Consider the following 18,567-nt stretch of genomic DNA (forward strand, 5'->3'; position numbering starts at 1 on the left):
CATCCTTCATCCTTTAACGCCATGTCTTCTCCCCTCTGGCCCTATGTGACTCCTGGCATTCCTGACGATCTGTTCGAGCGACTGCCAGGGATTCCGATGAGCCAACGGGAGGTGCGGTTGTTGCTGGTGTCGCATCTGCGTCTCAAAGCCGATTCGGTATTATGGGATGTTGGGGCGGGCACAGGTACGATTCCGGTAGAGGCAGGGCTGCTCTGTCCCCAAGGGCATATTGTGGCGATCGAGCGAGATGAAGATGTTGTCAGTTTGATTCGACGAAACTGCGATCGCTTCGGGGTCAACAATGTGGAAATTATCGAAGGGAGTGCGCCTGAGTGCCTCAAAACTATCCAACGTCAGCCCAATCGCGTTTGCCTTGAAGGAGGCCGCTCGGTCAAAGCGATCCTCAAAGCTGTGTGGTCTCATCTGGCGTTGCAGGGGCGGATTGTGGTGACGGCTTCCAGTTTGGAAGGGTTGTATGCAGCTTCTGAAAGCTTTTCGGAATTGCAGGTTCGCAATATCGAAGTGGTGCAATCGGCAATGAACCGCTTAGAAAAGCGAGGGATGAATCAAACCTTTGCCTCAGTTGACCCAATTTTTGTCCTTAGCGGTGAGAAGCTAGAGTGAGCTTGAACTTTCGCCGAATTGCTTAAAGTGTGCCAAAGTAATTCTTAACCTTCAGCTAACCTTATGATTCGGCTCAAGCCTAGACTGAGGCCAGATTGGAGTGTATCCATCAATTCCTCAGTGCCCTGACAAAAGTTCCATACTGGAGGAATTGAGGGGTGAACAATTCATGTAAGACATCGATCCTATGCCTTGGTCTCGGATTTTTAGTGGAATTATTGCGATCGCCCTGGCCCTAGCCCTGACTGTAGTAGGGGGCTGGTACTTCACCCTGGCTTTCGGTGTGATCATTTATCTAGGTCAACTAGAATACTTTCAGCTAGTTCGCGCCAAAGGGATTGCTCCTGCGGCTAAGACAACCCTGGTAGTCAGCCAAGCCTTGTTGGTGCTCTCCACAATGGCTCCCGATTTAGCAGAAGCTGTGTTTCCAGTGGCGGGTACGTTTATTTGTTTCTATCTGCTGTTTCAGCCTAAATTTGCCACGATCGCCGATATTTCCGCCTCGATTATGGGCTTGTTCTATGGCGGTTATTTACCGAGTTACTGGGTAAGGTTGCGATCGCTAGGCACCGTCGAGCACAGCAACCTGCCACTCTGGGGCTACTGGCCCGATAACTGGACTAGTTTGCAAGCACTACCCCAAGGCTTAGTGGTCACTCTCCTGGCATTTTGCTGCATCTGGGCCGCTGACATTGGCGCTTACACCTTCGGGAAATTCTTTGGCCGCACTCGCCTCTCAGACATCAGTCCCAAGAAAACTGTAGAAGGTGCCGCTTTTGGGGTGTTTGGTAGCATTGCTGTCGCTATGACTGGCTCCTGGTGGCTAGATTGGTCCGGGTGGCCCCTAACAGGTTTCGCCTTAGGCTTGCTGATCGGGATTGCCAGCTTGTTAGGCGACCTCACCGAATCAATGATGAAGCGAGATGCTGGCGTCAAAGATTCCGGGCAGCTAATTCCTGGACATGGCGGTATTCTCGATCGCGCTGACAGTTATGTGTTTACCGCACCACTGGTCTACTATTTTGTGACTTTGTTGTTGCCGCTTTTGCCCCAGACTTGAAAAAAGAATAATGCTTTGCATTATTCTTTTTTGCTTGCTATGCTGGCGTCACCATAATGCGACCGCGACAAATTAGGGTGCTGTTTTCTAGGGATAACTCTTCGAGATCAACTTCTGACCCTAGATCCACTTCAAAGCCGTCTAGATCGCCTAAAGGTAAACCTCGCTTGGCTTGTAGATGAGTGAGCCATTGGGGGCGATCGAGCTGTAAGGTATGGCCGTTTTTTAGCTGCAACCCAGTGCGAATCACGATCGGAGTCACGGCTCCGCTGACGGCTATTAGACTGGCACTCAAGGTCAGTTGGCCCGCAGCGATAATAATTTGGGAGTTTTGCAAGTTGATGGCTTGGTGACCAGGGAGCGGTGCATCTAAAACGGCTTGGATTTCTGATTTCAGCAGAGTTGCTAGGAATTCGGCTAAAGCGGTTGCAAGTAAGGGGGCTGACAGCGAAGCATTCAGATCAGCTTCTTCTAGCACTAAGCTGCCTGTAACGGGGATCGGTTCTAGCAAATTCAGTGGTTTACCCCGCAGAACTTGGCCCAGGTTAATCCGAATATTTTCTCCCACCAGTTGCAAGTGGCTGAGATGCAGCCCTTGGTAGATCGCTTTGTGTGCCGTGATCCCCACTCTTTGAATCTGTCCCGTTAGGATGCGGCGATCGCCCCCTTCAATTTTGACTTGCAATTCTTCAACTTGCTCCACCTGCGATCGCAACCATAGCCGTACTGCGGGCGACAACACCTTACTGATCAGTTGGCTTTGTTTTGCTGCGGTCATGTCGGCTTCTGTGCTTTCAGGGAATGGTGGCTGGGCGGGATCAGGAGATGGAGAAGCAACCTTAGGAGAACTGGAACTAGAATCCATTGCTTTAGAACTGGGGAAAGGGACAGAAAACACCACTAAGCCGTTGTAACGGTCTGCTCAGACTACAACCTAAGGCTAAAAAGCTGTTCGATAGAACGAGGTGGGGAGCTGCGATCAATGACGTTGGCAGCAGACCAAAAGGTTGCAAAGTCACTCTTGCATCGTGCAATCTCTACTGCCCAAAAGCTTACAGGAAGGTGGCGAAATTCCCACTATAAGCCTGGGAGCTAAATTGTCATGGTTTCTTAATTTTTGCTGAGCCTGCTACGGTTGCGATCGCTAAAGGCGATGGATACTTGATCCCCAGCTGTTTATTTATGTCATGAATTCATGACATATGATCCCCGATCGCCTTGTAAATGCGTAGAAATGCTCAAAATCACCGTTTTTACCCCTTGACCCTAACAAAGCTTTTTTGCAACATATGAGTAACCCAACGATCCCGGCGATCCCAAATTAATTCTGATTTGCTGATTACTCTCTCAAGCCCACAAGGATTGCAGAAGTAAAACGGGGATCAGTTTATAGATACTTCCTCGCGATCGCGGATCAATAGCTGGGTGGCTCAGGAATTCGCACAAGGTATTGAGAGGCTTTTAACTCATAATCTGCTTTCGAGCGTAGTCTTTTAAGCCGTTGGCTAGAGCACTACCTCACTCGGTTAGTCAGAGTTTGAAATCAAGGGGGACTACAGGTCGAAAGGCAACGATTGTGCAGATTCCACGAGCAGGCATGCATCACTCGTTCATGCGTCAGTTTATTTAGTGATCTACTTGCCGTCGAAACTATTTGGAGACCATAACCCATGGCTAAGGAACGTCCACCTTTAGAAGAGATGACCCTGCGGCAGCTGCGTAAAGTGGCTAGCGAATGCAACATTTCTCGCTACAGTCGCATGCGCAAAGATCAACTGCTAGCAGCGATTCAAGAAGTACAACGTACCAAGTTTTCTCTCAGTCCATCTCGCACGTTGGAGGCACAAGAAGAAGTGGAAGCAGCAAAGTTTGACGTAGGTCAAGAGGACCGTACAGGAGGTTCACTGGCTGCCGTTGACGAAGGATTGGCAGATCTCCCTGAAGGGTATGGAGAGAGCCGCGTTGTGCTGATGCCTCGCGATCCCCAATGGGCTTACACCTACTGGGATATCCCCAATGAGCATAAGGAAGACTTGCGCCGTCAAGGTGGTCAACAGCTAGCTCTGCGTCTCTATGATGTGACAGACATCAGCTTGGAATACCAAAGCCCTCACAGCATTCAAGAGTATCCTAGCGATGAGTTGGCGCGGGAGTGGTATTTGCCGATTCCCGTGAGCGATCGCGACTATGTAGTAGACATTGGTTATCGCTGTGCGGATGGTCGCTGGTTGGTGCTAGCTCGTTCTGCCCCAGTACGGGTGCCCCCAGTTTATCCCTCCGACTGGATTGAAGATCAATTCATCACCCTAGCTTGGGAAGAAGATCTGCGCGATAAGACCTTCCTAGAGCTGATTCCCCCTGCTAAGCGGGCTGCTGCGGCTACAACTGGTTACGGTGCAGGTGCCCCTATCGATGCTGCTGGCAACCCCATCTACGATGCTATCTTCGGCATGGCGCAAACGACAGAGGCTCAGCGGGTCGCGGGTTCGCTCTACGGCTCGATGCAGCAAGTGCCTGTACATGAGCAAGCAGTTAGCTCTTATGTCTTCCCGTCTGGTGTGGGTATGTGGGCGCTTCCTACGGCTTCTGGCCTGAATATGTCTGGTGTGGGCATGTCTGGAGCTGGTTTTGCTTCCGCCCCTCCAATTCGGCCTCGCCAGTTCTGGTTGGTGGCGGATGCAGAACTCATCGTCTACGGTGCCACTGAACCCGATGCCACAGTAACGATCGGCGGTCGCCCCATCAAGCTCAACCCCGATGGCACGTTCCGCTTCCAGATGTCGTTCCAAGATGGCTTGATCGACTACCCCATCATGGCGGTAGCGTCAGATGGCGAACAAACGCGATCGGTTCACATGAAGCTCACTCGCGAAACCCCATCTCGCAATACCAACACCAAGGAAGAAGCCGTTCCCGAATGGCTGTCTTAATTCCCTAAAGTTGCACAACTAGAAAACAAAACCCCTGGTCACGCGATCGGGGGTTTTCTCTTTAGCGCTACAGTTTAATCTCTAGGTATTTCCATAGATTAGCAATTTTCACTCACTCAATCATTCACTGAAGAATCTTAGGCTAATCCACAAATATTAAAGCACTAAAAAATATCGAATCTTTGAACCTAAACAATTAAAACGAAGATAATACGTGGAAATCACTAAAAGCGTTGGTAAGCAGACAATTTTGTTCTATAAATAGTGAGTTTTTATGAATAATCTGATAACTCGTTTCCAAACTCTTATAGATTTTCGCAGAAAAATTGGACAGCCTGTTGAGCAATATTTCTTACCTGGTTTAAGCCGTCAGTATCTTCAGGAAAAGATTTCGCAATATCCATTCTATTTTCCAGAAGAGTTTATGGAGTTATACACGTGGCGTAACGGAACTAAAGATGAAGACTTTTTAATGTTCAGAGATATGGCTTGGTTAAGCCTTGAGAACTCGATTGCTCAGTATGAGTTAATGATGGAAGTGTTTTGGAGTGAAGGCGATAACGAAGAAATTGGATTGGAGCCTGAAAAGATGTTCCCATTCGCTGCATTCACTGGTTTTAACTTGTACTTGAGCTATCCAGGACAGAGGATGTGCCCAAACATAGAGCTTCCCATCATTTGTACAGGAAAAGGTGCTCTCGACCCTTACTATGACTCATTCACATCTATGTTAGATACGGTTGAGGAGTGGTTCAAAGTTGGTAAACACAATGAGCACTCATGCGACGTTGAAGAGAGTCTTGAGCGCGAAATTTGGCGCAAACATAACCCAGAGGTTTTTAGAATTATAGGTTTTTAGATGCAAATACGATCGCTCGCTATGGAATTGTAGAAGGCGATCGCAGGAGTTTTTGATAGATTGTCCCAGGTGCGATCGCTGAGTTGTAGAGGGCGATGGCCTGAATAGTTGTGTTGTGGCGCGCAGCTTGAGGGAAGCGAAGAGTTACCAAAATACTTGTAAAATGATTGCCAAAAGGAAAATATGCAATACGTCCTCATTATTCACGAAGTTGAAGATTACGCCGCATGGAAAACAGTTTTCGATAATGCAGCACAAATCCGGAAAGAAGCTGGAGAACTTAGTTATCAATTACTCAGGTTTGAAAACAACGAAAACAACATTGTGCATTTTTCACACTGGAATTCACTGCAAAATGCAAAGAACTTCTTCGAGTCCGAGCGATTGGTAGAAATCCGCAAGCAAGCTGGGGTCAAAGCGCCCACATTTGTCTATTTAGACGAGATTGAAAATGGCATTTTATGATGACATATAAAATGGAGTGTTTGCTTCATCATTTTCAGCATATGTTTAGCATCGCGCTTTGCTTCTCGCATTCAACACGGGATACTTAATAACCTCGGCACAAAAAAGCGCTGCAAGTCTTCGGTGGGGACTTAACCGGAAATCAATTGATGAGATGAGATCGCTGGATTGTAGAGAGTGAGAGCAGTAGTTTTTTATGATTTGCCAGCGTGCGATCGCTAAGTTGTAGAGAGCGATCACTGCTCCTGGGAGTAGAGCTGCTTTAGTACAACTCTAAAGAGTGTAAATCAGGGTTGTCTAAAAGCTCTTGGATGGCTTCTGTTCCAGAACGAATTAGACCTTCGACTTCAATAGTTGGTGCATTGCCACAGCGTAGCCATACCACCTTAGGTGGTGCGCCATATAAACGGCTTCTTTCCGCGAAATCTGCATCCTGAGTGACAATACAAAAATCATTTGCTTTGGCAAATTCCCATACTTCAGTATCAGTCTTTTCTGCTAAATCATGAAATTGAACATGACTGGAATCAGGAAAAATACTGGCTAACCGAGCGACTAACTTACGACTTAAATTTTGGTCAAACAGTAGCTTCAAGCAGCACCTACAGAAGCCACTAAACGATGCTCACGATCAGCCGCAAATTCTAGACAGGCTCGAATATCTGCTTCTGTGAGTTCAGGAAAGTCCTCTAGAATCTCAGCATGAGACATTCCAGCCGCTAACCATCCCAGAACATCGTACACAGTAATTCTCATACGTCGAATACAGGGCTTGCCACCTCGCTTATCTGGCTCGATCGTAATGATATCGCGATAGCTCATGGTGGTTGTGAACCCCATAGTAAAAGTGGCTCCTTAAGTCTAGAGCAGCTTCACTTAGCGCTGCAATGACGCTAGTTGAGGTTAGCTGTTGATTTTTTGAAGAGAATTATAATTAAGGGCGATCGCTAGGTGATTGATAGCGATACATTCAGAATGCTCACACTTTATTCATGCAACATGCGATCGCAACTTTTAGATCATGCTTTACAGCCCACCTTAGACTACACACAGGCAACTTCACCATTGGGCATGACTCCAGCGACTTATCGGCGTGGTGGTAAAGGCGCACAAATCCGCTTCAGTATTGTTCCTTGCTCGCTAGGCTTCTTGTTAGTAGCGGCGACTCCAACAGGTCTTTGTTCCGTTACATTAGGCGATGCAACAGTAACGCTCGAAGCCGCCTTGCGTCAGGAGTTTCCAGCAGGTGAGATGCAACTCGATGATTCACACCTGCAAACTTGGACTGAATCGCTTTTGGGATTCTTGGCAGGGCAGGAGCCTCAGTTAGACTTACCCTTGGATGTACCAGGGACGGCGTTTCAGTGGCGCGTTTGGCAAATCTTGCGCTCTATCGAATATGGTGACACCCGCTCCTACTCACAGGTGGCTGCAATGATGGGACAGCCGCAAGCGGTACGGGCAGTAGCGCGGGCTTGTGCGACTAACCCAGTCGCTTTGGTGGTGCCTTGCCATCGAGTGCTGCGGAGTGATGGTTCGTTGGGTGGGTTTCGTTGGGGCTTGGCACGTAAACGAGATTTGCTGGCCCAAGAACGTAAACCTCTATAGCATCCCATTACCATCCTCAATCCCAAGCTGCGTCACGAGAGCCTGTGACCGACGGGATTTTCTCAGGCTCACTATAATAGGGGCGATCGCACTCAAGGCTACGAATAGCCAATACAGCTTTGAAAAGCCAATATCTTCAGACCTGGCAATCACTCGTGCTAGGGGTGATCGCTTCCGTTTTAGTCTTAGTGGGTTTCAATTCTTTTATTGTGATCAATCCTGGTGAAGCAGGGGTACTCAGCATCTTGGGTAAGGCCAGAGATGGCGTCCTCGCAGAAGGGTTGCACTTTAAGCCGCCGCTCGTTTCTCAGGTGGCAATCTACGATTTGACCGTGCAGAAATTTGAAGTGCCAGCCCAAAGCTCCACGCGCGATCTGCAAGACTTGTCGGCACGCTTTGCCATCAACTTCCGCATTGATCCGGCTGAAGTAGTCGAGATTCGGCGGAAGCAAGGCACCTTAGCCAACATTGTCTCCAAAATCATTGCCCCCCAAACGCAAGAATCTTTCAAAATTGCAGCAGCGAGAAGAACCGTCGAAGAAGCTATTACCAAACGCAACGACCTCAAAGAAGACTTTGATGCAGCGCTGAGCCAGCGTTTGGAAAAGTATGGCATCGTGGTTATCGATACGAGCGTGGTAGATCTCACTTTCTCGCCAGAGTTTGCTAGAGCCGTAGAAGAAAAGCAAATCGCAGAACAACGGGCACAGAGAGCTGTGTATGTGGCGCAAGAAGCAGAACAGGAAGCCCAAGCAGACATCAACCGAGCACGAGGCCGAGCCGAAGCTCAACGACTGCTAGCCGAAACCCTGAAAGCGGAAGGAGGTCAACTCGTCCTGCAAAAAGAAGCGATCGAGGCTTGGCGACAGGGTGGGTCTCAAATGCCTGAAGTATTAGTCATGGGAGATCAAGGCAATAGTGTCCCCTTCTTGTTCAATTTGGGGAATCTAAAGCAAGCACCCAAACTTAGAGCAGAAGGAACTTAGCCAAAAATTGCTTGTAACGTGTCCGTCAGTTCCTCGCGGGTGTAGGGCTGATTGAGAACTGCTTTAATATTGCCGCCCAGCTCAGCACTCACTGGATCGGTGAGGGACTGGTTAGTCGTGACAACAACCCCAACTTGCGGGTTGATTTTGTGCAACGCCTGAATCACTGTGGGTGCATCAAGTTCTGGAACTGCCATATCCAAAATCACCAGGCAAATCTCTGACCAGTGATGAGCGTAAAGCGCGATCGCCTCAATGCCATCACTGGCGGTCAAAACTTGATAGCCACAGCCTTCTAACGTTGTTTGAGCCAGCTCACGGGCAGGCTGGTTGCCATCGATCACCAGAATTAAGCTGCCCTCAGCCGTCGATCCGGGCTGGTGGCTGCTAGGAATAGAACGGGGAATTGCAGGTAGATACACCTTGAGTTGGGTGCCCTTACCTACGACACTAAACACATCAACGTCTCCCTCGTGACCTTTGATAATGCCTACAGCCCGTGACAACCCTAAGCCTGTCCCTTGCCCAAAAGCTTTGGTGGTAAAGAAAGGTTCAAAAATGCGGTTGAGATTTTCGGCGGGGACACCAAAACCTGTGTCAGAAACGGTGATCAGGATATAGGAACCCATTTCAGCGATCGCATGAGCCCGCAGATTACTCGCATCAATCCAAAGATTTTCGGCAGAAATCCGCAGAATACCGCCGTTGGGCATGGCATCGCGCGCATTGTCACAGAGATGCATCAGGGCTTGATGCAGTTGGTTCGCATCTCCCGATATCGTCCACAAGTCTGGAGCGCTGAGCGAAGTGCGAACGAGGATGTTCTGAGGAAATCGCTGTTTCAGGGTTTGCTCAACGCCCAAGATGAGTTGATTGACATCTATGGTTTGCTTTTCGCCTTCAATGCCTCGGACAAAATCTAGTACCTGTTTCAGCAGACTAGCACTGCGTTGCGCGTTTCTTTCTAGCATCCCTAACAGTTGCTGGCTTTGCTCGTCTTGGAGCTTTTGGGAGAGCAAAGGAATCGCCATCAGGATGGGTGAGAGTGCGTTGTTGAGGTCATGCGCCAATCCACTTGCTACGGTGCTAATGCCTTCTAGTCGCTGAGTTCGTAAGCGCTGATTCTCGGCTTGTTTTCTTTGGGTGATGTCGGTGTTGACGATCAAGATCGATTTAGGGACATTGCTTTGTCGAATTAAAGACCAGCGGCTCTCTACCGTTACTTGTCTGCCGTCTTTCGTGCGTTGTTGAAGTTCGCCTTGCCACTCACCCTGTTCGTTTACAGATCTTTGAGCGGCTTGCAGAGTTGGACACAGCTCGTCAAACAGCAATTCATCTAGGTAGCGCCCGATCGCTTCATGAGCGGCCCACCCAAACAAGCGAGCTGCACCGCTATTCCAAAATAGGATGCGGTTTTCTAAATCCAAAACCAGAATGGCATCTTGAGAATGGTTAAAGAGCAGGGCTTGCTCGCGGATTTGCTCCTCTGTTTGCTCTCGCTCGGTGATGTCTGCTTGTAAGCCCACAAAATATAGTAGCTCCCCGCTCTTGGAGCAAACTGGAGAAATCCTCAGTTGATTCCAAAAGGACTGACCATCTTTGCGGTAGTTCAGGATCGTGGTCTGAATTTCTCGCCGTTGAGCGATCGCCTCCCGAATCTGGGTCACAGCCTTAGGATCAGTGGCAGCACCTTGCAAAAACCGACAGTTACGCGCCAAAACCTCTGCGACTGAGTAACCTGTGATTCGAGAAAAGGCAGGGTTGGCGTAAATAATCGGATTGTTATCCTGGTTCGGATCGCTCAACAAGATGCCATCGGAGGCGGAGTTGATTGCTTGGGCAAAGTTGAGGTTAGCGATCGCCGCAGCTTCTCCACCCTCATTTGTGATTTGGATCTCCGGTGTGCGAGGCCATCCTAGCGACTCTTGCTGCGATCGTTGCCAATAAGTATTAAAGAAGTTAACTAGTCGAGGCTCGTGCTCTACTAAATCACTGAAATTGTTTTGAAACCGCTGATCCGCTTCATAAGATACTTCAGGATGTGCTTTCATCCATTCATGCGAGGTTTTGACATAAGCAATGAAGGTGACGAGATAGTGGTAGTTCTCATCACCCAAAAGCTGGCGCAATTCCTGTCGGCAGACTTCAGCTTGGTCTGTCTGTAGGGCAATAAAGATAGCACAGCACAGCAAACTCTCATCTAGAGCTGCGTTTAGCTGGGATAGTATTCGGACAACATCTGCTTCAGCACTCAGCCGATCTAGATGGATATTAATCTCTTGAGAATTTGGTGGAGCGAGTTCTAGAAAAGCCAGAATCTCTTGCGCTTGCATACCCAATTGATAAAGCGAGCAACTGTGGCAAATAAGGCAATAAGGAACCGGGCAGAAGCGGGAAAGATAACCTGAAAGTTTTTCTTTAAATAAAGGCGGTAAAGGATTTTCGATGTAGGCTGCAATAGTTTGCTGCCAAAGGTTCTCTAGAATTGCTGGAGTGGCTAATGCAGGCGAGAAAAAAGGTGGAAAAAATCCAAATTTCTCCTCGATTTCTGTGGAAATTTCTGTACTAGTACGCATGAATTAGATGGTATCTAATAAAACAGGTATTAAAAGTAACCAAACGAATATTTTAGATAGATTTAACTATTTAGCCTACGATTCAGGCCAGTCCTGACCAGAATAACGAATCCCTCAACGATTTGTATCAACAAATGGTACGGAGAAAAGGAGTTTTTGTTTACCTAACGGCCTAACTTTTGCCGCATTTTCTGCCGCACTTGGATCGCGTCTGGATAATCTGGCTTAATTTGAATTGCTTTGTCGATGGATGTTACAGCTTCATCGAATTGCTGTAGGCTCCACAGGGCAACACCGCGATTATTCCAAGCTTCGGCCAAGTCAGGTTTTAAGGCAGTCGCTTTGTCATAGGCAGCTACCGCTTCAGCGGGACGATCGAGGAGCAGTAGCGATGATCCTTTGTTACTCCAAACTTCCGCAAAATTAGGCTTTAGGGCGATCGCTTGGTCATACAGGGCGATCGCTTCCGAGTGGCGCTTGAGTTGGTCTAGCGCATAGCCTTTACTCCACAACGCTTCTGGATATTTAGGGTTACTCGCCAAGGCTTGATCGCAAGCAGTAATCGCTTCTCCAGGACGCTGCAATTGATTCAAGTTGTAGCAGCGGCCCCATTGAGCCGTGGCATTGGCGGGTGATTGGGCGATCGCTTGGTCATACAGAGCTAAAGCTTTCTCTGGCTGATTAGCGGTACGTAAACCATCGGCTTGAGCCAAGAGCGGCGCAATGGGAGGCTGGGCAGGGGTGGAGCTGGGGCTAGGGTTGGGGTTAGGGACAGCGGGGGTGGGTATAGGCGCAGTCGCTGAAGCAGGAGAGGCGCTTGGGGCAGGAGCAGGAGTGGCAGCAGGAGAGGAGGTCGTAGGTTGGGCAGTTGTAGCTGGAGTAGAAGCGGTAGTGGTTGGAGTAGAAGTGGTTGGAGTAGAAGTGGTTTGAGGCGCAGGTTTAGGCGTGAATAAAGCTTTGGCAAGCAGGAAGGTCGCTGCGATCGCCACTAAAGCGGCCACAATTACCGCTGGCTTTACGCCTTGAAGTCGGGTGGCACTGGGTAAAACAGCCGTGGGGATAGAACTTCTGACTGGGGGAGAGGGTTGCGTTTCTGGCAAGGTAGCAGGTGAAACCCCTACAGCCAAAGTGGGAGCTGTGACGGTGTTAGCAGGAGGGGTTGGTTCTGGAAGGGCAACTGTATCTACATCTGTTGTGTCTCCTGGGGTGTCTTCTGTATCGGGAGCGATGGGGTTAGGGCAGGGGGCAGAGACAGCGATCGCGGCTAATAATTCAGCGGGTAAAGCTTGTAACGCGGCCAAGGCATCCCCAGCGGTGGTGTAGCGGGCGCGGAAGTCGTAACGCACCATGCGATCGAGGAAATCTGCTAATTCAGGCGTCGCCTGAGCAGCACGTTGGTTGCCTTGCGACCTGCCTAGGGCATCGCGCCATTGAATTTCTCCCGTTTTAACGTCCTCGTTGAGGTGTCGGGGGTGAACGCCTGTGAGCGCTTGAATGCCGATCATCCCGACGGCATAAAGATCACTGCTGAAGCGAGGATTGCCACCCAATTGCTCATTGGGCATGTAACCCTGAGTGCCAATCGAAATAGTTAAATTCGTATGCCCAGACTTCGCAGTGACGATCTGAGTACTCACCTGTTTTACGGCACCAAAATCGATCAGCACAATTCTGCCGTCTAGGCGGCGACGCATCAGGTTAGGCGGCTTGATGTCGCGGTGAATCACATGCTGATCATGGACAAAGGCCAGAGCTTGCAAAATATCTTGCAACAGTGCCACCACTCGCGCTTCTGGCCAAGGCTGCCCGGTGACTAGTTCCTCTGAGAGAGCAGCCCCATCCACAAATTCTTGCACCAAGTAAAACTCTTGGTCTTCCTCGAAGTGGGCCATGAGGCGAGGAATCTGGTCATGGCTACCGAGTTGATACAGTACTTTCGCTTCAGTATCAAATAAGCGTCTGGCAGTTTGCAGGCTACTAGCATCCGTGACTTGAGGTTTTAGCTGCTTCACCACACAGTGAGGATGGTCAGGTAAATGCATATCCTCTGCTAGAAATGTCTGACCAAACCCACCTGCGCCCAACTTGCTCAGGACTTTATAACGTCCCCCTACAGGTTTGTCAGGGTTGGGTGATTGCAGTAACCGTAAAAGATTTAAGCCCATGCTGTGCCCTGTACCTCAGAGTCGTTGCTACTAACCTGCCGCCATGTAAATTGAAAGTTTTCTACAAAAAAAGTTTCAATTCAGTCAAATGTACTTATGTGATTTTGCCCACGATCGCGGCTCATTGCTGCTCAGGTGAAATGGGCATTTCAAGCTTGATGGTTTATGATACCGACGGTAATAAAGTAGTATTCCACCCTTTAGCTTGGTTGATTTGGGTAGGCTTTGCTCGAGCAAATCAACCCCACAAATCTAATGGGGTGATGTAGTCAGAAATAGCGGCTAGAAGACGTGCCATGTCTAGTGATGAGTCTGTGTATGTACAACTAGTTTGGGAAGACACAGCAACCGGAGAGGTGCAGCAACCCTTACTCAAAGCTCCGATCGCCATTGGCCGAGAAAGTGACCAAATGCCAGAGACACTAGGAGAAAAATCAGTCTCGCGCTTAGAGCTAGCCCATAAAGAAGTTTCGCGCTTCCACACCCTGATCACAGTCGCGAACTCTCAGCTTTATATCACCGATCGCAGCGCCAACGGTACTTTTCTCAATGGTCGGGCCATTCGTCCCGGAAGTCATCCGTTTTCTAGCAAAGATACCATTCGTATTGGGCCTTACAAAATTATTGCCACGGTCATGGGAGAAGGCGATCCCAATGCCACAGCCTTAAACCGAGAACGCACTCATTTTGACCAACAGCCGAGCGCTTTGCACAAAAACACAGTGGTAATTTGGCTAATTGGTGGCATTGTGCTGTTGTTGATGGGGGTGGGTGCTTGGGGCTTGGTCGGCACTTTGCTGGAGCGATCGCGGCCCCAGATTCCAGACACTCCGACTCCAACTTCTGCTCCTAACTCTTGAGGATTCTGCGATGACGGCTTCTAAACCAGCGTTCTGCCGCCTGCGATCGCATCCCTCAAGCTTGCGAGTTCAACGGCGTTGGGGTTGGTTCTGGTTAGGGTTGCTCACTTGGCTCACTCTTTGGCTCACATTCACACCCAGCCCAGGATTAGCCCAAACTAGCCCTAATAACCGGGCCGCTCAAGCTCCCGTGGTGCTGGATGGTCGAGTACTGTTTCAGGTCGGCAATTTTGGTAATTTTACGGCTACAGAACGGGCCGCGATCGTCAATGCAGCCCTAGAGCAAGAGGTACGCTCTTCAGAACCAACTGCCATTGAGGTAGCTGAGGAAAATCAACAAACAATTATTCGCAGTCAGTCCAGCGATCGCGCCTTGCTCACCGTCACCGAGCGAGATGTGCTCCAAGGCACTAATCCAGCGAGTCAGGGTCGCTTTTGGAGTCGTTTGATTCAGTCAGCATTGCGGCAAGGACAACTGGAGCGCAGCCTTGCTTATTTTCAGCAGGCGTTGGTGTTTAGTTCGGTAGTGTTGTTAGGGGCGATCGCCACTCATCTGCTTTTGTGGCTAGTGGAGCGCTTACTGACTCGCCAAATCTCTCGCTACTTAGGGCATCCCGCTTCCCTGCTACACCTTTGGGAGCAACCGAGTCGGCTTCTACTGCATTTAGGACTACTCGGTTTGCAAGCTGGTTTATGGGCTGCCGTCAGTTGGTACGTCACCGATTTATTTCCGCAGGCTCGGAGTTGGCGGTATCAGCTATTCCACTTCGTGACAGTGCCCGTTGTCAGCCTAGGGGAGAGCAACTATTCGGCACTACAACTGCTGTTGCTGTTGGCATTTACCACTGGTTTATGGTTTGCAGTCAGTGGCCTAACTCGCTTATTCCGCTTCTATGTCTTGGCCAGAACGGGAGCCGAGCCGCGAGTTCAAGAATTGGTGGCTGTCTTAACTCAGTACGTCCTGACCTTTTTAGGCTTGATTGTGCTGCTGCAAATTTGGGGTTTAGATGTCCGTTCTTTGGCAATTCTGGCCAGCGTCCTCGGTGTGGGGATTGGTTTCGGCGTCCAGAACATTACCAACAACTTCATCAGCGGTTTGATCATCACGTTAGAGCGACCGATCCAAGTTGGCGATCTGATTAAAGTCAATGAGCTGCTAGGAACAGTGAAGCGGATTGGTGCCCGCAGCACCGAGATTAGCACCTTCGACCAAGTGACGATCATTGTGCCCAACTCTCGCTTCCTAGAAAGTGAGGTGATCAATTGGAGCCACGGTGATCCAGTTTCCCGGTTGAAGCTAGCAGTTGGGGTGGCTTACGGTTCAGACATCGATCAGGTACAGACAGCCCTGTTGGAAGCAGCCAAAAGCCATCCTGAAGTGTTGGTGAAACCGCAACCTGAAGTTTGGTTTCAAAGCTTTGGAGATAACTCTCTTAACTTTGAGTTACTGGTTTGGACTGGGGAACCCAAGAAACAGTTTCGAGTGAAAAGCGACATTTACTATCGGATTGAAGCTTCTCTGCGCCGCTACGGCATTGAAGTGCCATTTCCCCAACGCGACCTTCATGTGCGATCGCCGGAACTCAATCAGTGGTTAGCATCCTTGCACCCACCGACTCCCCCATCTTGGAAGCTGCAACGCCCCGCCTCGAATGGAAATAAATCTAGCGATCGCCCGATTTCTGCTTTCCCAGGAACGGATGGATTTGCTGAAGCGACTGGGAGCACACTCACGCTTGCCGACTCCACCACTCGCCCAGAGACAGATACCTTTCTGGATGCCTTGATCACAACCATGCGAGGGCCAGCAGGACTTAAAATTCAAGACCGTCGCTATCGGATGAATCTTTACCCCGCCTGCTTTACAGGAGCCGAAGCGGTGGAGTGGTTGGTACAAACCCAAAACTGTACCCGTGAGTCAGCGATTCAGTTGGGGCAAAGCTTGATTGAGCAAGGCGTGATTCACCATGTCTTAGAGGATCGTCCGTTTGAAGATGGCTATGTTTTCTATCGCTTTTATGCCGATGAAGACGAAGAGAATGCCGACGAAACAGAAATCAGCGATCGTTGAGTCGTTTATCTACCGAGAACCAGGATGTCTAAGCCTTTAGTTTTGCTGGATCACGATGGAGGTGTTGATGATTATCTATCAACACTGCTACTGATGACGATGGGGCACTTACACCCGCTAGGGGTCGTGGTGACACCAGCCGATTGCTATATTCAACCTGCCGTCAGTGCTACGCGCAAAATTATTGATCTGGTGGGTCGTGAGGAAGTTCCGGTAGCAGCCAGCACTGTTCGAGGGATTAACCCCTTTCCGCGTCTCTATCGGCGAGACTCGTGGATTGTGGATCACCTCCCCATTTTGAATGAACCAGAAATGATTCAGACGCCTTTGCTGCCAGAGTCAGGGCAGGAGTTTATGGTGCGATCGCTGCGGGAAGCTGCCGAACCGGTGACGCTTTTGGTGACAGGGCCATTAACCACAGTGGCGATCGCCCTCGATACTGCTCCAGACATCGAAGTCAAGATAAAAGAAATCGTCTGGATGGGTGGCGCGGTGAATGTGCCAGGAAATGTGGAGAAATCGCTCGAAGCGGGTCAAGATGGCTCAGCCGAATGGAACGCCTATTGGGACCCCTTCGCTGTCGATCGCGTTTGGCAAAGTAATATCCCGATCGTGCTGTGTTCGCTGGATATCACCAATCAAGTCCCTGTCACCTCAGAATTTGCCCACCGTCTCGCCAAGCAGCGCAAATATCGCCTCTCCGACTTTGCGGGTCAATGCTACGCCTTAGTGATTCCGCAGGATTACTATTTTTGGGATGTCCTCGCCACGGCCTATCTGGCCCATCCCGAATTCTATGAGCTACAGGAAATCGAGACTGCGGTCGTCACCACCGGGCTCAGCCAAGGCCGCACTAAGCTTTTGCCCGGAGGCCGCAAAATCCGCATGATGACTCAAGTCGATCGCGATCGCTTCTACGCTTACATTCTCCAGCAGTGGTCTCGCTAGCCAAGTAGCGCCAGGTTAGTGTTGAAACAGCGTGAGCTGAGGTCCAAGCAGCGATATGACCGTCACAATTCCTATCCGAGCCATTGAACTGACTCCCGGTAGCCTGATTAGTGTTCAAAATGTGTCGTGGCAAGACTTTGAAACCTTGCTAACAGAATTGCCTGAAAAGCGCAGCACTCGGATTGCTTACTACCAAGGCACGCTCGAAATCATGTCTCCTTTAGCCAGTCACGAACGCCCGCATCGGATCATTGGCTACATTGTCACCGCGATTCTGGATGCCCAAGAGCGTGACTGGGATGATTTTGGTTCGACCACGCTCAAGCGTCCGCAGATCGCAGGGGTGGAACCAGATACTTGTTTTTATATCCAAAACGCTGCTCAAGTGAGAGGCTGTACGGATATGGATATCTCCACTTATCCGCCCCCAGATCTGGCGATCGAATCTGATGTCACTTCTAAAACCACGCTAGATGCTTACACAGCGCTGCGCGTCCCGGAGGTCTGGATCTATCGCAGCCAACAACTCAAGATGTATGTGCTGCAAGAAAACGGCTACATCGAAACCTCAATCAGCCCCACATTTCCCGATCTGGCGATCGCGGAGCTAATTCCCGAATGGGTACAAAAAGCGATCGCTGAAGGCACTAGTAAAATGCTGCGAGAACTCCGAACCCAGTTCACTAATTTCACTAATTAGTCTAAAGATGATCAGAGGGGCGATCGCACTGTTCTATTTGAAGCGACCGTTAACCAGTACTTATGCTTTTGGCAAACTCAACTTTAAGGGGTCAGCAGTAAATTTCAAGTTAAAGTGATCCCATAATTTATACCTCATTCCTTCGGTCATTCAAGTTTATGAATCTATCAGGATGGTTAGCTTGAAAAAAATAAACATAGATTTACATCTTCTTAAGGCCGTTCTTGCAGAGAGTGATTTAATAGAAGTGTCAACTTACATTGATACCGAAACAGGGGAAATAGTTTCAGAAAAAGATATGTTTTTGGAAGAAGTACAGAACCGAGAGCAATTTCTTAAAGTTCCGTCTAGTAGAATATGGTCAATTAATAAAGAAGTTACCAAAAAATGGGTCGAAAACATATTAGAAGTTGTCGCAGAAAATTATGATTCCAATTTTCTGCTAAAAGCTAAAACCAAGCTTGAGCAAGCAGCTGGGAAAAATAATTCTTTAGAATTAGTATGTGCAGCCTTAAGCGAATTACAGGGAGAAGGGCTTGATGACAATTACTTTTCTGATTGGCTGAATTTTGTTAAAAGAGAGGAAGTAAATAATATCAAAACCTGGTTGGCATCTGAGAGAATTACTTTAGATTGCCAGCAACAATAAAATTTACCATCCAGTTCGGAATTCAATAAGATTGAATTGACAAGTTTTAAAGACTCACTAAAAACT

At 49.1% G+C, this 18,567-nt stretch carries 18 protein-coding genes; 13 read left to right on the plus strand and 5 right to left on the minus strand.

What is annotated here, in order from left to right:
• The first annotated feature begins 21 nt into the window (after positions 1-21).
• Positions 22-624: a precorrin-6Y C5,15-methyltransferase subunit CbiT gene (cbiT, locus tag KME12_18375; protein ID MBW4489752.1), complete on the plus strand. Its 603-nt coding sequence runs from the start codon at positions 22-24 to the stop codon at positions 622-624.
• A 187-nt stretch (positions 625-811) separates the two neighbouring features.
• Positions 812-1,684, plus strand: coding sequence for a phosphatidate cytidylyltransferase (locus KME12_18380; GenBank protein MBW4489753.1), 873 nt, complete (start codon positions 812-814; stop codon positions 1,682-1,684).
• Between the two features lie 37 nt (positions 1,685-1,721).
• On the opposite strand, the gene KME12_18385 is transcribed toward KME12_18380, so the two are convergent.
• On the minus strand, positions 1,722-2,462 hold the full coding sequence (locus tag KME12_18385) for a DUF2993 domain-containing protein (protein MBW4489754.1): 741 nt from the start codon (positions 2,460-2,462) through the stop codon (positions 1,722-1,724).
• On the opposite strand from KME12_18385, the gene KME12_18390 reads away from it, so the two are divergent.
• The 4 genes from KME12_18390 to KME12_18405 all read left to right on the plus strand — a co-directional run bounded on the left by KME12_18390 (position 2,461) and on the right by KME12_18405 (position 5,938).
• Complete coding sequence (locus KME12_18390) at positions 2,461-2,598, plus strand: hypothetical protein (GenBank protein MBW4489755.1); 138 nt, start codon at positions 2,461-2,463, stop codon at positions 2,596-2,598. The genes KME12_18385 and KME12_18390 overlap by 2 nt on opposite strands.
• Before the next feature lie 756 nt (positions 2,599-3,354).
• Complete coding sequence (locus KME12_18395) at positions 3,355-4,614, plus strand: DUF4912 domain-containing protein (GenBank protein MBW4489756.1); 1,260 nt, start codon at positions 3,355-3,357, stop codon at positions 4,612-4,614.
• Between the two features lie 274 nt (positions 4,615-4,888).
• On the plus strand, positions 4,889-5,473 hold the full coding sequence (locus KME12_18400; GenBank protein ID MBW4489757.1) for an SMI1/KNR4 family protein: 585 nt from the start codon (positions 4,889-4,891) through the stop codon (positions 5,471-5,473).
• Positions 5,474-5,656: 183 nt separating this feature from the next.
• A complete protein-coding gene (locus KME12_18405) occupies positions 5,657-5,938 on the plus strand; it encodes an antibiotic biosynthesis monooxygenase (GenBank protein MBW4489758.1) in 282 nt (93 codons plus the stop codon).
• 262 nt (positions 5,939-6,200) lie between these two features.
• On the opposite strand, the gene KME12_18410 is transcribed toward KME12_18405, so the two are convergent.
• The gene (locus KME12_18410) at positions 6,201-6,533 is read right to left on the minus strand and encodes a DUF5615 family PIN-like protein (GenBank protein ID MBW4489759.1); all 333 of its coding nucleotides are present in this window, start codon (positions 6,531-6,533) and stop codon (positions 6,201-6,203) included.
• On the minus strand, positions 6,530-6,760 hold the full coding sequence (locus tag KME12_18415; protein MBW4489760.1) for a DUF433 domain-containing protein: 231 nt from the start codon (positions 6,758-6,760) through the stop codon (positions 6,530-6,532). The genes KME12_18410 and KME12_18415 overlap by 4 nt, the downstream gene beginning before the upstream one ends.
• Positions 6,761-6,937: 177 nt before the next feature.
• Between KME12_18415 and KME12_18420 the strand changes: the two genes are divergently transcribed.
• Both KME12_18420 and KME12_18425 read left to right on the plus strand, forming a co-directional pair.
• Entirely contained in the window at positions 6,938-7,546 is a 609-nt protein-coding gene (locus KME12_18420) for a methylated-DNA--[protein]-cysteine S-methyltransferase (protein MBW4489761.1), read from the plus strand.
• Positions 7,547-7,665: 119 nt separating this feature from the next.
• Positions 7,666-8,532: a prohibitin family protein gene (locus KME12_18425; GenBank protein MBW4489762.1), complete on the plus strand. Its 867-nt coding sequence runs from the start codon at positions 7,666-7,668 to the stop codon at positions 8,530-8,532.
• Here the strand turns inward: KME12_18425 and KME12_18430 are convergent.
• Positions 8,529-11,108 (minus strand): PAS domain S-box protein, encoded by a 2,580-nt coding sequence (locus KME12_18430; protein MBW4489763.1) that lies wholly within the window; start codon positions 11,106-11,108, stop codon positions 8,529-8,531. The two genes, KME12_18425 and KME12_18430, sit on opposite strands and share 4 nt — an antisense overlap.
• 164 nt (positions 11,109-11,272) lie before the next feature.
• Complete coding sequence (locus KME12_18435; GenBank protein MBW4489764.1) at positions 11,273-13,273, minus strand: tetratricopeptide repeat protein; 2,001 nt, start codon at positions 13,271-13,273, stop codon at positions 11,273-11,275.
• Between the two features lie 296 nt (positions 13,274-13,569).
• Here KME12_18435 and KME12_18440 point away from each other — a divergent pair, with 296 nt between their 5' ends.
• From KME12_18440 to KME12_18460, 5 genes are all read left to right on the plus strand, one after another.
• The gene (locus KME12_18440; GenBank protein ID MBW4489765.1) at positions 13,570-14,133 is read left to right on the plus strand and encodes an FHA domain-containing protein; all 564 of its coding nucleotides are present in this window, start codon (positions 13,570-13,572) and stop codon (positions 14,131-14,133) included.
• Positions 14,134-14,143: 10 nt separating this feature from the next.
• Entirely contained in the window at positions 14,144-16,204 is a 2,061-nt protein-coding gene (locus KME12_18445) for a mechanosensitive ion channel (protein MBW4489766.1), read from the plus strand.
• A 24-nt stretch (positions 16,205-16,228) separates the two neighbouring features.
• Positions 16,229-17,152, plus strand: coding sequence for a nucleoside hydrolase (locus KME12_18450; GenBank protein MBW4489767.1), 924 nt, complete (start codon positions 16,229-16,231; stop codon positions 17,150-17,152).
• 55 nt (positions 17,153-17,207) lie between these two features.
• The gene (locus tag KME12_18455; protein ID MBW4489768.1) at positions 17,208-17,852 is read left to right on the plus strand and encodes a Uma2 family endonuclease; all 645 of its coding nucleotides are present in this window, start codon (positions 17,208-17,210) and stop codon (positions 17,850-17,852) included.
• A 172-nt stretch (positions 17,853-18,024) separates the two neighbouring features.
• The gene (locus tag KME12_18460; protein MBW4489769.1) at positions 18,025-18,501 is read left to right on the plus strand and encodes a hypothetical protein; all 477 of its coding nucleotides are present in this window, start codon (positions 18,025-18,027) and stop codon (positions 18,499-18,501) included.
• The last annotated feature ends 66 nt before the right edge of the window (positions 18,502-18,567 follow it).

Source organism: Trichocoleus desertorum ATA4-8-CV12, from assembly GCA_019358975.1.
Lineage (GTDB): Bacteria > Cyanobacteriota > Cyanobacteriia > FACHB-46 > FACHB-46 > Trichocoleus > Trichocoleus desertorum_A.